17 protein-coding genes are annotated in these 14,041 nt (G+C 73.3%); 5 read left to right on the top strand and 12 right to left on the bottom strand.

Annotated elements, in window-relative coordinates:
* Nucleotides 1-414: 414 nt before the first annotated feature.
* Nucleotides 415-1,383, bottom strand: a complete 969-nt coding sequence (locus tag ACOBQU_RS20730; protein WP_423628815.1) for an asparaginase — start codon at nucleotides 1,381-1,383, stop codon at nucleotides 415-417.
* Nucleotides 1,384-1,452: 69 nt separating this feature from the next.
* Nucleotides 1,453-2,085, bottom strand: coding sequence for an ABC transporter substrate-binding protein (locus ACOBQU_RS20725; protein WP_423628814.1), 633 nt, complete (start codon nucleotides 2,083-2,085; stop codon nucleotides 1,453-1,455).
* Nucleotides 2,086-2,242: 157 nt separating this feature from the next.
* On the opposite strand from ACOBQU_RS20725, the gene dtd reads away from it, so the two are divergent.
* Nucleotides 2,243-2,668: a D-aminoacyl-tRNA deacylase gene (dtd, locus tag ACOBQU_RS20720; RefSeq protein ID WP_423628813.1), complete on the top strand. Its 426-nt coding sequence runs from the start codon at nucleotides 2,243-2,245 to the stop codon at nucleotides 2,666-2,668.
* A 128-nt stretch (nucleotides 2,669-2,796) separates the two neighbouring features.
* Here dtd and ACOBQU_RS20715 read toward each other — a convergent pair whose 3' ends face one another.
* Genes ACOBQU_RS20715 through ACOBQU_RS20705 form a run of 3 tightly spaced genes read right to left on the bottom strand, consistent with a single transcriptional unit; the run spans nucleotide 2,797 to nucleotide 4,866 of the window.
* Nucleotides 2,797-3,762: a YgfZ/GcvT domain-containing protein gene (locus ACOBQU_RS20715; protein ID WP_423628812.1), complete on the bottom strand. Its 966-nt coding sequence runs from the start codon at nucleotides 3,760-3,762 to the stop codon at nucleotides 2,797-2,799.
* A gap of 34 nt (nucleotides 3,763-3,796) precedes the next feature.
* The gene (locus tag ACOBQU_RS20710; RefSeq protein ID WP_423628811.1) at nucleotides 3,797-4,276 is read right to left on the bottom strand and encodes a Fur family transcriptional regulator; all 480 of its coding nucleotides are present in this window, start codon (nucleotides 4,274-4,276) and stop codon (nucleotides 3,797-3,799) included.
* 17 nt (nucleotides 4,277-4,293) lie between these two features.
* Entirely contained in the window at nucleotides 4,294-4,866 is a 573-nt protein-coding gene (locus ACOBQU_RS20705; RefSeq protein ID WP_423628810.1) for an FABP family protein, read from the bottom strand.
* Nucleotides 4,867-5,112: 246 nt separating this feature from the next.
* Here ACOBQU_RS20705 and ACOBQU_RS20700 point away from each other — a divergent pair, with 246 nt between their 5' ends.
* On the top strand, nucleotides 5,113-5,373 hold the full coding sequence (locus tag ACOBQU_RS20700; RefSeq protein ID WP_423628809.1) for a DUF3099 domain-containing protein: 261 nt from the start codon (nucleotides 5,113-5,115) through the stop codon (nucleotides 5,371-5,373).
* Nucleotides 5,374-5,568: 195 nt separating this feature from the next.
* Here ACOBQU_RS20700 and ACOBQU_RS20695 read toward each other — a convergent pair whose 3' ends face one another.
* The 7 genes from ACOBQU_RS20695 to ACOBQU_RS20665 form a co-directional block, all read right to left on the bottom strand.
* Entirely contained in the window at nucleotides 5,569-5,856 is a 288-nt protein-coding gene (locus ACOBQU_RS20695) for a DUF1416 domain-containing protein (protein WP_006139129.1), read from the bottom strand.
* Between the two features lie 54 nt (nucleotides 5,857-5,910).
* Nucleotides 5,911-6,756 carry a sulfurtransferase gene (locus tag ACOBQU_RS20690; protein WP_423628808.1) on the bottom strand — a complete coding sequence of 282 codons (846 nt, stop codon included), beginning with the start codon at nucleotides 6,754-6,756 and terminating at the stop codon, nucleotides 5,911-5,913.
* A gap of 153 nt (nucleotides 6,757-6,909) precedes the next feature.
* Nucleotides 6,910-6,990, bottom strand: coding sequence for a putative leader peptide (locus ACOBQU_RS20685; RefSeq protein WP_361843195.1), 81 nt, complete (start codon nucleotides 6,988-6,990; stop codon nucleotides 6,910-6,912).
* A gap of 239 nt (nucleotides 6,991-7,229) precedes the next feature.
* Complete coding sequence (locus ACOBQU_RS20680) at nucleotides 7,230-7,982, bottom strand: DUF2993 domain-containing protein (RefSeq protein WP_423628807.1); 753 nt, start codon at nucleotides 7,980-7,982, stop codon at nucleotides 7,230-7,232.
* Nucleotides 7,983-8,123: 141 nt separating this feature from the next.
* Nucleotides 8,124-9,389 carry a hypothetical protein gene (locus tag ACOBQU_RS20675; protein ID WP_423628806.1) on the bottom strand — a complete coding sequence of 422 codons (1,266 nt, stop codon included), beginning with the start codon at nucleotides 9,387-9,389 and terminating at the stop codon, nucleotides 8,124-8,126.
* 2 nt (nucleotides 9,390-9,391) lie between these two features.
* Entirely contained in the window at nucleotides 9,392-9,646 is a 255-nt protein-coding gene (locus tag ACOBQU_RS20670; RefSeq protein ID WP_423628805.1) for a MoaD/ThiS family protein, read from the bottom strand.
* A gap of 20 nt (nucleotides 9,647-9,666) precedes the next feature.
* Nucleotides 9,667-10,512 carry an alpha/beta hydrolase gene (locus tag ACOBQU_RS20665; RefSeq protein ID WP_423628804.1) on the bottom strand — a complete coding sequence of 282 codons (846 nt, stop codon included), beginning with the start codon at nucleotides 10,510-10,512 and terminating at the stop codon, nucleotides 9,667-9,669.
* Between the two features lie 276 nt (nucleotides 10,513-10,788).
* On the opposite strand from ACOBQU_RS20665, the gene ACOBQU_RS20660 reads away from it, so the two are divergent.
* The 3 genes from ACOBQU_RS20660 (at nucleotide 10,789) to ACOBQU_RS20650 (ending at nucleotide 13,932) form a co-directional block, all read left to right on the top strand.
* Nucleotides 10,789-11,661: a winged helix-turn-helix transcriptional regulator gene (locus tag ACOBQU_RS20660; RefSeq protein ID WP_423628803.1), complete on the top strand. Its 873-nt coding sequence runs from the start codon at nucleotides 10,789-10,791 to the stop codon at nucleotides 11,659-11,661.
* A 23-nt stretch (nucleotides 11,662-11,684) separates the two neighbouring features.
* The gene (locus ACOBQU_RS20655; protein ID WP_423628802.1) at nucleotides 11,685-12,731 is read left to right on the top strand and encodes a LacI family DNA-binding transcriptional regulator; all 1,047 of its coding nucleotides are present in this window, start codon (nucleotides 11,685-11,687) and stop codon (nucleotides 12,729-12,731) included.
* A 283-nt stretch (nucleotides 12,732-13,014) separates the two neighbouring features.
* Nucleotides 13,015-13,932: a S1C family serine protease gene (locus ACOBQU_RS20650; protein WP_423628801.1), complete on the top strand. Its 918-nt coding sequence runs from the start codon at nucleotides 13,015-13,017 to the stop codon at nucleotides 13,930-13,932.
* Nucleotides 13,933-14,041 lie beyond the last annotated feature (109 nt).

Here is a 14,041-nt window from a genome sequence, read left to right as displayed (position 1 = left end):
GGTCAGCCGTTGAGCGGGGCGGGGGTGCCCCTGGCCGTGGGGCGGCGGACTTGCCGACGCCGCCCCACGGTCTTCTGGCCTCTAGGCCCGCTGCGGGGTTCTTTCCTTTCCCACCCGCCCGCCCGTGCGGGCCCGTGACGGGGTACCGCTCCCAGCGGGGGCTGAGCGCCGTCGGCGCGTGCGGGGCCTCTCCCCCTTCCGGGCCGCCGCCCGTGCGGGGCCGTGACAGGGGACCGCTCCCTACCGGGGCTGAGCGCCGTCGGCGCGTGCAGGGCCTCTTCCCCTCCGGGCCGCCGCCCGTGCGGAGGCGGGGCGGTGGTCCGCGGCCCGGAGGGGCGCGGGGAACTGCGCGGGCGGCCACGGCGGACCCGCGGACTCGCGACGGCGGGACGGGGCACATCCGGCCGACTGCGCCTAGAACACCGCGCGGATGTGGCCGACCTCCTGGGCGCCGCCGTGGAGGGGGGCGTGGCCGACGCGGTTGAGGACGGGGGCGTCGACGCCCAGGTGGCGCAGGGCGTGGGCCAGGACCGGGCCCAGGGCGCGCGTCGCGCCGTCGTCGATCTTGAAGGCGAGCGCCCGCCCGTCGGCGAGGGCGACCGCCTGCACGGCCTCCGCGCCCATCTTGGACAGCGTCCCCGGCAGCTCGCGCATCAGCCACGTGTCGGGCCGCCGCGTCCCGGCGACGTACTCGGGGTGGGCCCGCATGGCGTCGGCGACGCGCCGCTCCGGGGTGCCCTCGGCGGCGCGCACGAAGTGCCGGTAGGCGCGGGCGAGCCCGGTGAGGGAGATCGCCATGAGCGGCGCCCCGCAGCCGTCCGTGCCGACGGCGGCGACGGGCTCGCCCGCGGCCTCCTCGACGACGTCCCGGATCAGCACCTGGAGGGGGTGCCCGGGGTCGAGGTAGGTGTCCTTGGGCCAGCCGTTGAGGTCGCAGGCCGCGAGCATCGCCGCGTGCTTGCCGGAGCAGTTCATGGTGACGCGGTCGCGGACGGCCCCGGCGGCCAGGTACGTCTCCGCCTCGGCCGGGTCGAGCGGCAGGTCGGGCGGGCACCGCAGCTCGGCGGCGGTCAGACCGTGCTCGCTGAGCATCTTCCGTACGAGATCGCGGTGGAAGGTCTCACCGGAGTGACTGGCGGCGGCGAGCGCGAGCCGCTCCCCCGCCAGGTCGAGCCCGGCCCGCAGCACGGCCGCGGCCTGCATCGGCTTGTTGGCGGAGCGCGGGAACACCGGCGCGGTGACGTCGCCGAGCGCGAGCTCCACCTCGCCGTCGGCGCCGAGGACCACGAGGCTCCCCCGGTGGCGGCCCTCGACGAAGCCTGACCGTACGACTTCGGCGAGGACCGGGGGTATGACGGGGGTGGCGGCGGACGTCGGCGTCATCGTTCGGCCTTCCTGCGGGTGGTGCGACGGACCCGCCGCGGGAAGGCCGGGACGGCGGCGCCGTCGGGGTCACGCGAGCAGGTCGTCTACTTGTGCTTCGCCTTCACGGTACCTGCGCGCGATCTCCGCGCTGCAATCGTCGGTGGTCCGCTGCATCTCCTGGCGGCGCCGGGAGACCTGCCGCTCGTAGCGCACGAGGCGGCCCATCGCCTGGTGCAGCTCGTCGTCCGTGCGGGCGGCGAGGTCGGACAGCTCGACCTCGGCGAGCATGTCGGCGGCCAGGCGGCGGTACTCCTCGCTGTGCGGGGTGCCGAGCGTGACGTGCCGGGCGGAGGAGCGGTGCCGGGCCGGGCCGTCCTGGAGGATCTCCGGGAGCCGGTCCACGACGAGGCCCGCCCCGGCGCCGGGGGCCGCGGGCGCCCCCTCGGGCCGCGCGCCCGTGCGCCGCGCCGTCTCGGCCCGCAGGATGTCGATGCGGCCCTGGAGCAGCCGCCGTACGTAGCTCAGGTCGGCCTCGTCCTGCTGCGCGGCGCGGCGCAGCTCCCGCAGCTCGGCCAGGCGCAGCGCGGTCAGGTCCCGCGCGGGCCGCTCCGGCAGCACGGGGCTGTCGGTGCGCTGCGCGGGCGGCCGCGGCAGGCTCGCGCCGCCCACGCCGGTCGCCCCGGGTGCCCTGGATGCCCTGGGCGTGCTGGATGTGCTCATGGTGCTCTACCGTCCCCTCAGCCGGTGCGGTACACCGCGTGTGAGCATCGTGCCACCCCCCGTGGCCCCACAGTGCCCGAGTGACCCCAATCGGCCCCGGATGGGGGGTTCTGGGCAGGCGCACGGAGGGCGCACGGGGGCAGGCATGATGGTCCGTATGCGTGCGGTGGTGCAGAGGGTGGACGGCGCGAGCGTCGTCGTGGACGGCGAGACGGTCGGCGAGATCACCGGCGAGGGCCTGTGCGTCCTGGTGGGGGTCACGCACGACGACACCAAGGAGCAGGCGGCGCGGCTGGCCCGCAAGCTGTGGACGCTGCGGATGCTGCACGACGAGAAGTCCTGCTCGGACGTGGGGGCGGGGCTGCTCGTGATCAGCCAGTTCACCCTGTACGGGGATGCCCGCAAGGGGCGGCGGCCCACGTGGAACGCGGCGGCGCCCGGGGACGTGGCGGAGCCGCTGGTCGAGGAGGTGGTGGCCCAGCTGCGGGCGCTGGGGGCCACGGTGGCCACCGGGCGCTTCGGCGCGCACATGCGGGTGAGCCTCACCAACGACGGCCCCTTCACGGTCCTCCTGGACGTCTGACCCTCGCGGGACGCATGGCACCCCGGACGGGCTGGAACTCTGCCGCGACCGGCAGAATCCAGCCCGCCCGGCGCTTGAGGGCGAGGCGCGGAGCGCCGATGGGGGCGGTGCGGGGCGCCCACGCCAGGCTACGGCTCGACCACGGGTTCCTGTGCCGCGGCGACCCCGCCAGCGAGAAGCTCCGCGTCCAGCGGCACGTTCCGCTTCACCAGCGCCAGCGCGATGGGCCCCAGCTCGTGATGGCGTACGGAGGTGGTGATGAAGCCCAGCTTCCGCCCCTCGGGCCCGTCCGAGGCGAGGTGCAGCGGCGTGCCGTGCACCGGCAGGTGCACCTCGCTGCCGTCGAGGTGGAGGAAGACCAGACGGCGCGGCGGCTTGCCGAGGTTCTGGACGCGGGCGACGGTCTCCTGGCCGCGGTAGCAGCCCTTCTGGAGGTGCACGGCGGTGCCGATCCAGCCCAGCTCGTGGGGGATGGTCCGGTGGTCGGTCTCGAAGGCGAGCCGGGGCCGGTGCTGCTCGACGCGCAGCGCCTCGTACGCGAGGATCCCGGCGACGGGCCCGTGGTCCTCGGCGAAGGAGGCGAGCCGGGCGCGCGGCAGGAACAGGTCGCGCCCGTACGCGGTCTCGCGGACCGCGGCGCCCTCGGGCACCGCGGCGATGGAGCCCGCGGGCAGGTACACGACCGCGAACTCCTCGGTGCGGTCGGCGACTTCGACGCGGTAGAAGAACTTCATGCTCTCCAGGTACGCGATGAGCGCGTCCTGCGTGCCCGGCTCGACGTGCGCCCACATGGTCTCGCCGTCGTCGACGAGGTACAGGGCGTGTTCGATGTGGCCGTTGGCGGAGAGGATCAGGGCCTCGGTGGCCTCGCCCGCGGGCAGCTCGCTGACGTGCTGGGTGAGCAGCAGGTGCAGCCAGCTCAGCCGGTCGGCGCCGCTGACGGTGACGACGCCGCGGTGCGAGAGGTCGACGAAACCGGTGCCGTCGGCGAGGGCGCGCTGCTCGCGGAACAGGTCACCGTAGTGGGCGGCCACGCCTTCGTCCGCTCCTTCGGCGGGGACGGCGCCGGGCAGGGACAGCAGAGGGCTCTTCATGTTCACACAGACTACGACCAGGGGGCGGCCCCGTTTATTTCTCCCCGGCGCCGTCGGTCCCGTCGGCCTGAGCGCCCCCGTCCGTGGCCGCGGCGTCGCCGCACTTCTCGCAGCGGCCGAAGATCGCGAAGTGCTTCATATCGGTGTCGAAGCCGAACAGGCCGCGCAGCTTCTCGGTGAACTCCGCGGCGACCGACACGTCGGCCTCGATGACGCCGGTGCAGTCCCGGCACACCAGGTGGAGGTGGTGGTGGCGGTCCGCCAAGTGGTAGGTGGGCGCGCCGTGGCCGAGGTGGGCGTGGCTGACCAGGCCCAGCTCCTCAAGCAGCTCCAGGGTGCGGTAGACCGTGGAGATGTTGATCCCCGACGCCGTCTTGCGGACCTCGCAGAGGATGTCGTCGGGGGTCGCGTGCTCCAGGGCGTCCACGGCTTCCAGCACGAGCTGGCGCTGCGGCGTCAGGCGGTACCCGCGCTGCCGCAGATCGCTCTTCCAGTCGGAGTCGGCGCTCACCACGTCCCCGAGTTTATTGGCTACTTGAAGAAGGCGATGCCGTCGTCGGGCAGGTCACCCAGGTTGCGCGCCATGTCGGCGACCTCCTCGGGCGTGACGACCTTCTTGAGCTGCGCGGACATATACGGCCGCAGCGGCACCTCGGGGGTCTGCTTCTCGCCGACCCACATCAGGTCGCCCTTCACATAGCCGTACAGCCGCTTGCCGCCGCTGTACGGGCCGGAGGCGGCGGTGCGGGCCACGGCGTCGGTGGCGAGGTCGATCTGCGGCTTCTTGTCGGCCAGCTCGCCGTACCAGACCTCGACGACGCCGTCCTGGCGGACCATGACGACCTCGACCTTGCGCTCCTTGTCGACGCGCCAGAAGCCGGACTCGGTCTCCAGGGGCTCGGTCTTGTTGCCCTCGGCGTCGAGGATCCACGTGCGCGACCGGTACTCCAGGAAGTCCCGTCCGTCGTGGGTGAAGGAGACCTCCTGCCCGAAGTTCGCCTTCGGGGAGCCGGGGAAGTCGGTGACGCCCGCGCCCGCCCAGTTGCCCAGGAGCCAGGCGAGGGGGACGAGGTCGGGGTGCAGGTCGGACGGGATCTCGATCATGGGATTGCTCAGGCGTCTCTCGGTGGGGGGCTCAGTGGGGGTCAGCGCTGGCCCTGGTACAGCTTCTTCACGGTCAGACCGGCGAAGGCGAGGACGCCGACGCAGACCAGGACAAGGAGGGCGGAGAAGAAGGCCTCAAGCACGGGGTGCTCCTCGGTGAGCTGGGGTGGGCGGTAACAGAGCCGGGTTCCACTCTAGTGGGGCCGCGCGGCCCTCTCTCGGTGAGGTCCGCCGTACGCTGGACGTATGTACGCGCGACGGCGCCGGGTGTACTTCGCCATGATGGGCACGTGCCTCGCCCTGTTCGTCCTGGCGTGGGGTGTCGTACGGCTCTGGTCGGTCCCGGCGGCGGTCGCGATGTGCGTGGTGGCGATGGTGATCCCGCCGCTGGCGGCGATGGTCGCGAATCGGCGGGGGCCCGATGACCGCTGGTGGGACGACCCCTCGGGGGACCCGAAGTCCGACGAGTGGTGGGACGAACTGGACGGCAAACACCACCGCCGCTAGCCCTCGCGGGGGGGCGCCCCAGACCCGCCCCTTCCCCGATACCATGGGGCTCCGCCCCCTGGCACCCCCGAAAATCGGCCTTCGGCCTCGTCCTCAAACGCCGGACGGGCTGAATCCAGCAAGCGGAGCGCGGCGCGCGAGGGCCGCGTCTCCGTGGTGTCCAACCCCGAGACGCGGCCCCCGGCCAGTGAAGGGTCAGACCGCGATGGCGACCTCCGCCAGGCCGCCCTGCTGGGCGACGACGGTCCGGTCGGCGCTGCCGCCCGGCACGAGGGCCCGCACGGTCCACGTCCCCTCCGCCGCGTAGAAGCGGAACTGCCCGGTCGCCGAGGTCGGCACCTCCGCGGTGAACTCGCCGGTCGAGTCGAGCAGGCGGACGTAGCCGGTCACCGGCTCGCCGTCGCGGGTCACCTGGCCCTGGATGGTGGTCTCACCGGGCTTGATCGTCGAAGCGTCCGGGCCTCCGGCCTTGGCTCCACACATGCGTACTCCTAGAACCTGGAAGAGAGAGTGAGGGAGGGAGAGGGAAGGTCCGGCCTACTTGTTGGCGCCCAGCTCGATCGGCACGCCCACGAGGGAGCCGTACTCGGTCCACGAGCCGTCGTAGTTCTTGACGTTCTCGACGCCGAGCAGCTCGTGCAGGACGAACCAGGTCAGGGCCGAGCGCTCACCGATGCGGCAGTAGGCGATGGTGTCCTTGGTGAGGTCCACGTTCTCGTCGGCGTAGAGCGCGCGCAGCTCGTCGTCCGACTTGAAGGTGCCGTCGTCGTTGGCGTTCTTCGACCAGGGGATGTTGCGGGCGCTCGGCACGTGGCCGGGGCGCTGCGACTGCTCCTGGGGCAGGTGGGCCGGGGCGAGCAGCTTGCCGGAGAACTCGTCGGGCGAGCGGACGTCGACCAGGTTCTGGTTGCCGATGGCGGCGACGACGTCGTCGCGGAAGGCGCGGATGGAGGCGTCCTGCGGCTTGGCCTTGTACTCGGTGGCCGGGCGCTGCGGCACCTCGGTGCCGTCGACCAGCTCGCGGGCGTCCAGCTCCCACTTCTTGCGGCCGCCGTCGAGCAGGCGCACGTCCTGGTGGCCGTACAGCTTGAAGTACCAGAAGGCGTACGACGCGAACCAGTTGTTGTTGCCGCCGTAGAGGACGACGGTGGAGTCGTTGGCGATGCCCTTGGCCGACAGGAGCTTCTCGAAGCCCTCCTGGTCGATGAAGTCGCGGCGCACCGGGTCCTGGAGGTCCTTGGTCCAGTCGATCCGGATGGCGTTCTTGATGTGGTTCTTGTCGTACGCCGAGGTGTCCTCGTCCACCTCGACGAGGACGACCTTCGGGTCGTCGAGGTGGGCCTCGACCCAGTCGGCGTCTACCAGGACGTCGCTGCGGCTCATGCGTTTCTCCTCCGGAGCAGGTGCGGCGGGGCGGAACGGGGGTGTGCGGGTACGCGAGTGCGGGGAGGCGACGGGCGTACGCGCGTGATGGCCCTGACAGCGGTGAACGGGCCTGTCGACGGGCCGGGGAATACGGGAGTCGGAGCATCCCGCTCAGAGAGCGCGACAGAGCATGGCGGCGACGCGGCACAGGTCCACTGCCCGCCGCTTCGTGAGGTCCGCCTGTCGGTGCATGGGTCCGATCGTAGGGACGCCCCGGCGCCCGTGTCACCGGCACTCCGCATAGTGAGACGGATTCGTTCACGATGTGAGCTACGGGATCACTTCCGGCCGCCGCCGGGGGCGCGCGGGCCCCTGCTCCCGGGCCCGGTGCCGCCGGGGCATCTGACAGGCGGACGGCTCCGTCTCGCCTTGCGGACCATCGACCGCTCCGGGACGGCCCGGGACGCTCCAGGACGCTCCTGGGCCCCTCGTCAGCTGACCAGGTTGACGTTCTCGCCCTTGACCGCCACGTCCACGCCGTCCGGCGCGGCCTGCACCGTGTCGAGCTGGATGCCGCCGGGCAGGTCGGTGATCCGCTCCTCGAAGTCGGTGACGTCCCGGACCAGGCCCTCGGGCAGCGGGACGCTGACGCCCAGCAGGTCGAGCTTCTCCGGAATCCGGTCGGCGTGCACGCGGATGGTGTCGCCCTCCACGCTGACCGTGCTCAGCACGTCCACGGGCTTGGGCAGCTTGGTGCCGTTCTTGCTCACCTCGACGGAGACCTTGATCTTCCCGCCGCCGCCGTCGGAGAGGCCGACGACCTTGCCCTCGGCGCCCAGCGGCAGCTTCACGGGCTCGGCCTCGGCCTCCTTGAGCAGCTCGTCGTACGAGATCCGGGCGACGCCCGCGGCCCGGTCGGCGGTCGCCGAGCTGTAGTCGCTGGAGAAGTCGACGCCGTGCATGGTGGCGCTGAGGTCGGCGACGCGGATGGTGTCGCCGTCGGACTTGGCGTCGTAGTCCTCGATCCCGATCTCCACCTCGTCGAGCTTGCCGCCGAGGGCCTGGGTGAGGAACGGGAAGCCCTTGATCGACACGTCCGGCGTGCTGCTGAGCCCCTCCTGCGACTTGATCTTCTCGGCCGCCTCGCTCTCCGCGAAGGAGACGGCGAGCCGGTCGGCCGCGACGAAGAGGCCGCCCAGGACGACCACGACGATCAGGAGTATGCGTACCGCGCGTTTGCTCATGCCTGCTGTTCCCCGTTCCCCCGCCTCAGGTGTCCGATGCCGCGAGCCTAAAGGACGGATCCCCGGCCATGACCTTTGGCCGGGGATCCGTAGAACGCTTGTGACGATCGCCTCGTACGCGTACGAGGCCGGGGCGCGGGGTCAGCCGAGGGCGCGGCCCAGCAGGTACACGGCGGGCGCCGCCGCCGCGAGCGGCAGGGCCACGCCCGCCGTGAAGTGCACGAACCGCGACGGGTAGTCATAGCTGGCCACCCGGTGCCCGATCACGGCGCAGGCGCCCGCGGCGAGCCCGAGCAGCGCCCCCTCACTGCCGTAGTCGGTGGCCCCGCCGACCGCGATGCCCGCACCGGCCGCCGCGAGCAGCGCCACCACCACCGAGGCGGGCGTGGGCAGCGGCAGCGCGCGGGCGAGCACGGCCGCGGCGACGGCGACCGCGCCGACGGTGGCCGCCTCGTGGGCCGCCGCCAGGTGCCCGGCCGTGATGATCGCCAGCGCGCTGGACGCCACGGTCGCCATCAGGCCGTACATGCGCTCGTCGGCGCCCGCGCGGCTGCGCAGCTGCAGCACCAGGACGAGCAGCACCCAGACGCCGAGCGTGCCGAGGATGGCCGCCGGGGCCTTGCCCTCGCCGGTGGCGAGCAGCGCGACGTCGGCGACGACCCCACCGAGGAACGCGAGCGCGATGCCCTGCCGGGCGGGCCACATCCCATTCAGCCGGAACCATCCGGCGGCCGTCACGGCCTGGAGCACCACCAGCGGTACGAGCAGCGCGTACTGCCCGGCGGCGGCACCCCCCGCGAGCAGCAGGGCAAGGAGCGCGGTGAGCAGGGCGGGCTGCATCCCCGGCTCTATGATCGGCGACCGCCCCTCGGCCCGCGCCCGCTGCGCGTCGGTGATCCGGGCGTTCCCGGTGGTGGTGGCGGGCCCGTAGGCGGGCTCGGGTTCGGGTGCCGCTTCCTCTGCGGGCACCGGCGGTTCGCCCGTCCCCGCTGTGGGCGGCTGGTCCGCCCAGAGGGCGGAACGGGCGGGCACAGCCTGAGCGCCGGGTTCCGTGTAATAGGCCTCGGGGGAAGGGGCAGGGGCGGGCGCGGGCGCGGGCGCAGCCTCCGGCACCCACTGCGCCGCCGCCTGCGAAGGCAAGTACGCGGTCTCGGTCACGTCGACCGCGGGCACCGGCGGCTGGATCTGCGTCTCCCAGGTCTGCCCCACCCACTGCTGGGTGTGGTCCTCCTGCTGCTGCCCCGCGTAAGGGTCCTGGTACCCCCACTGCTGCGGCGCCTGCTGCTGGTACGGGTCATAGGGGTCGTACCCCTGATGCTCCTGATACCCCTGCGGCTGGCCCTGCTGCCCCTGGTACCCGGGGTACCCGGCGTACCCGTCGTACCCCTGGTGCGGCTGGTCGCTCAACGTCATCCTCCTGCGAACGGCGGGAGCACCTCGACCGTGCCGCCCTCGGCCAGGCGTACCGTCTCATGCGCGCGAGTGCCCACGGGGTCACCGTCGACGAGGAACGAGCACCGCAGCAGGACGCGGTCCAGCTCCCCGGGGTGCCGGGACCGCGCCGCGGTCAGCGCGTCGGCCAGCGTGGCCTCGGCGTACGGCTCCTCGGCGACGCCCGCCGCGGCCTTGGCGGCGGCCCAGTACCGGATCGTCCCGGACGCCATGCGTGCCCTCCTCCCACTCGTCACTCGGCGGTTGCCGACGTCCATGATGCCGTGACCCACGCGGCGATCCGCCCCAGGAGCGCGTCGTCCGCCGCGTGCTCGGCGTGCCCCATGCCCGCTTCCAGCCACAGCTCGGCGGCGCCGCCCGCCGCGGCGGCCAGCATGCGGGGGTGGTCCAGGGGGAAGTACGGGTCCCGGTCGCCGTGTACGACGAGCAGCGGGACCGGCGCGATCAGCGGCACGGCCTCGGTGGGCGACAGCGGCACCGGGTCCCACGCGCGGTGGTGGATGCGGGTGCGCAGGCCGAGGCGGCCCACGGCGCGGCCCGCGGGCCGGGTGACCAGCCAGTGCAGCCGCCGCATCGGCGCCGTCCCCCGGTAGAACCAGCGGGCGGGCGCACTGACCGACACGACCGCGTCAACCCGCGCTTCCGTGCGCCCCCTGTGCAACGCCGCCTGCCGCAGCACCACCGAGCCGCCCATGGAGAACCCGACCGTCGCCACCCGCGCGTGCCCCAGCGAGCGCGCCCAGGCCACCGCCGCCGCCAGGTCCAGCACCTCGCGGTCGCCGACCGTGGACCGCCCGCCGGACTCCCCGTGCCCCCGGAACGAGAACGTGATCACGGCCGCACGCTGCGCGAACACCGCCGCGGCCCGGCGCACGTGCGGGCGCGCCCGGTCCCCGGTGAAGCCGTGCGCGAGCACGATCGCGGGCCCGCCCACGGGCCCGGGACCCGGGTCGTACGCGGCGTCGATCCGTACCCCGTCCGCCGTACGGAGCACGGTACGGAGCGTGGCGCCCCGATGAACAGGAGTGATCTCAGGCACAGCGGACGGTGCCGTTCGACCTGCCGGACCGGAAGTCATGTGGGCTATTCTGCTGGGCAGAGGATCCGGGCAACGCAGCCCCCGGGTCCTTTCGTGCTTTCCGGAGCCTTCGCCGAACCGACGCCGACCCGTCGGTGACCGTAGCCTCGACAGCGGCGAGCGCGTACGCCTCCCCGGGCGCGGGAGGCGTAGCACCGTACGAAGCAGTGCCCCCACGTCCTCGCACGGGACCCGAGGAGGAACCGACGTAATGGGCGAGCGAAACGTGCACGGCGGCCGGACGCACCGGCCCGTCCCCAGGGCAGGTGGGGAGCGATGAGTTCGCTGCTGCTCCTGACCAACGCCCTCCAGCCGTCGACGGAGGTGCTCCCCGCGCTCGGCCTGCTCCTGCACAACGTGCGCGTGGCACCCGCGGAGGGCCCCGCCCTCGTCGACACCCCCGGCGCCGACGTCATCATGATCGACGGCCGCCGCGACCTGCCGCAGGTGCGCAGCCTGTGCCAGCTGCTGCGCTCCACCGGACCCGGCAGCCCGCTGCTCCTGGTCGTCACCGAGGGCGGCCTCGCCGCCGTCACCGCCGACTGGGGCATCGACGACGTGCTGCTCGACACCGCGGGCCCCGCGGAGGTCGAGGCGCGGCTGCGGCTCGCCATGGGCCGCAAGGAGATCGCCACCGACGACTCCCCCATGGAGATCCGCAACGGCGACCTCTCCGTGGACGAGGCGACCTACAGCGCGAAGCTCAAGGGCCGGGTCCTCGACCTGACCTTCAAGGAGTTCGAGCTGCTGAAGTACCTGGCGCAGCACCCCGGCCGGGTCTTCACCCGCGCCCAGCTCCTCCAGGAGGTCTGGGGGTACGACTACTTCGGCGGGACGCGGACGGTCGACGTCCACGTGCGGCGGCTGCGGGCCAAGCTCGGCGTCGAGCACGAGTCGCTCATCGGCACCGTCCGGAACGTGGGCTACCGCTTCGTGGTGCCGGAGAAGGTGGACCGCGGCGCCGACGAGGAGACCGCGACGGCGGCCCGGCCCCGGGCCGAGGGCGACCGGCCGGACCCGCGGCCGGTGACGCGGACGGACGCGCGGGCGGGCGGGCGGACGGACGCGCGGACGGCCGCCAAGGCCACCGCCGTCGCCGCCGCGGCGGCCGCCGCCGAGGAAGCCGCCGCACGGCCCGCTCAGGGCTGACTCCATCCGCGTAGACTGCGCGCGTGGCCAAGGTGACGCGGGACGATGTGGCGCGACTGGCGGGTACTTCGACCGCGGTCGTGAGCTATGTCATCAACAATGGACCCCGGCCGGTCGCCCCGGCCACGCGCGAGCGTGTCCTCGCCGCGATCAAGGAGCTGGGCTACCGCCCGGACCGGGTCGCCCAGGCCATGGCGTCCCGCCGCACGGACCTCATAGGCATGATCGTGCCGGACGCGCGCCAGCCGTTCTTCGCCGAGCTGACGCACGCCGTGGAGCAGGCGGCGTCCGAGCGCGGGAAGATGGTCCTCGTCGGCAACGCCGACTACGTCGAGGAGCGCGAGACGCACTACCTGCGCGCCTTCCTCGGCATGCGGGTCTCCGGCCTGATCCTGGTCAGCCACGGCCTGTCCGACCAGGCCGCCGCCGAGATCGACGCCTGGGACGCGCGGGTGGTGCTGCTGCACGAGCGCCCCGAGGCCATCGACGACGTCGCCGTCGTCACCGACGACATCGGCGGCGCCCAGCTCGTCACGCGCCACCTGCTGGAACACGGCCACGAGTACGTCGCCTGCGTCGGCGGCACCGCCGAGACCCCGACCGTCGGCGACCCCGTCTCCGACCACGTCGAGGGCTGGCGCCGCGCGATGCGCGAGGCGGGCCGCGCCACCGAGGGCCGCCTCATCGAAGCCCCGTACAACCGGTACGACGTCTACCGGCTCGCCCTCGGCTTCCTCTCCGGCCCCGACCGCCCCACCGCGATCTTCTGCTCCACCGACGACCAGGCCATCGGCGTGCTGCGGGCCGCGCGCGAGCTGCGCATCGACGTGCCGGGGGAGCTGGCCGTCGCCGGTTTTGACGACGTCAAGGAAGCCGCCCTCACCGACCCGCCGCTCACCACGGTCGCCTCCGACCGCCCGGCGATGGCCCGCGCCGCGGTCGACCTCGTCCTGGACGACGGCCTGCGGGTCGCGGGGTCCCGGCGGGAGCGGCTGCGGCAGTTCCCTTCGCGACTGGTGGTGCGGCGCTCCTGCGGCTGCGCTTTTCCGGCGGGGCGCCCTGAGCGGTGATCGGCGCTCCGCGCCTCGTCCTCAGGCGCCGGACGGGCTGGCTCCTGGCTCCTCGCCGTCGTCGGCTCTCCGTGATCCACGGGGAATAAGCCCGTCCGGCGTTTGAGGACGAGGCCGCCAGGCCGATGAACGGGGGTGCCAGGGGGCGGAGCCCCATGGTTTCGGTGAAGGGGCGGGGTTGGGGGCCTCCCGGCAGGGGCCTTATGCGCGGTGAACACCGTTCTGGTCGGGTTCTCAGCGGCACCTCAGGGCGTTCTCATATACGGGCGCGACGCTCAACGGCATGACAGAACCCCTCACCGCGCCAACGCGGCGCCGAGCCAAGGCCCCCGTAGCCCTGATCTCCGCCGTGGCCCTGGCCGCCGCGGCCATCGGCGGCGGCACCGCCTACGCCGTCGGCACCCTCACCGGCGGCGGCCACGCCAGCGACAGCGGTGCCAGGAACGTCAACGGCACCAGCGTCTCCACCGGCAGCAAGGGCACCGTCGCCGGGGTCGCCGAGGCCGTCACCCCCAGCGTCGTGGAGATCAACGCCAAGACCACCGCGGGCAAGTCCACCGGCTCCGGAGTGATCGTCACCTCCGACGGCGAGATCGTCACCAACAACCACGTCGTCTCCGGCGCCACCTCGATCTCCGTACGCACCAGCGACGGCAGGACGTACCGCGCGAAGACCGTCGGCACCGACAGCGGGAAGGACCTCGCGCTGATCAAGCTGGAGGGCGCGTCCGGGCTGCGGGCCGCGACCCTCGGCGACTCCGACGGCGTCCAGGTCGGCGACGAGGTCGTCGCCATCGGCTCCCCCGAGGGCCTCACCGGCACCGTCACCAGCGGCATCGTCTCCGCGCTCGACCGCGACGTGACCGTCTCCGCGGATCCCGGCCGGGGGCAGGAGCAGGGGCCGCGCGGGGAGGGCGGCGGCTGGCCCTTCGAGTTCGGCGGGCAGGAGTTCAACGGGGACACCGGGTCGTCGAAGACCACGTACAAGGCGTTGCAGACCGACGCCTCGCTCAACCCCGGGAACTCCGGGGGCGCGCTCATCGACATGAACGGGAACGTCATCGGCATCAACTCCGCGATGTACGCGCCCAGCTCGGCGGCGTCCTCCGGGGACTCCGGCAGCGTGGGGCTCGGCTTCGCCATCCCGGTCAACACGGTGAAGGCCGACCTGGCGAAGCTGCGGTCCGGCGCCGACGGCTGACCCTCGCGGGTGCGCCCCTGACCCGCCCCTTCCCGAACCAAGGGGCCAGCCCCCTGGCACCCCCGAGAATCGGCCTTCGGCCTCGTCCTCAAACGCCGGACGGGCTGAA

It is taken from the genome of Streptomyces sp. G45, assembly GCF_049542095.1.
GTDB lineage: Bacteria > Actinomycetota > Actinomycetes > Streptomycetales > Streptomycetaceae > Streptomyces.
The sequence above is the reverse complement of the archived record's forward strand: the minus strand, read 5'-3'. Positions and strand labels throughout refer to the sequence as shown.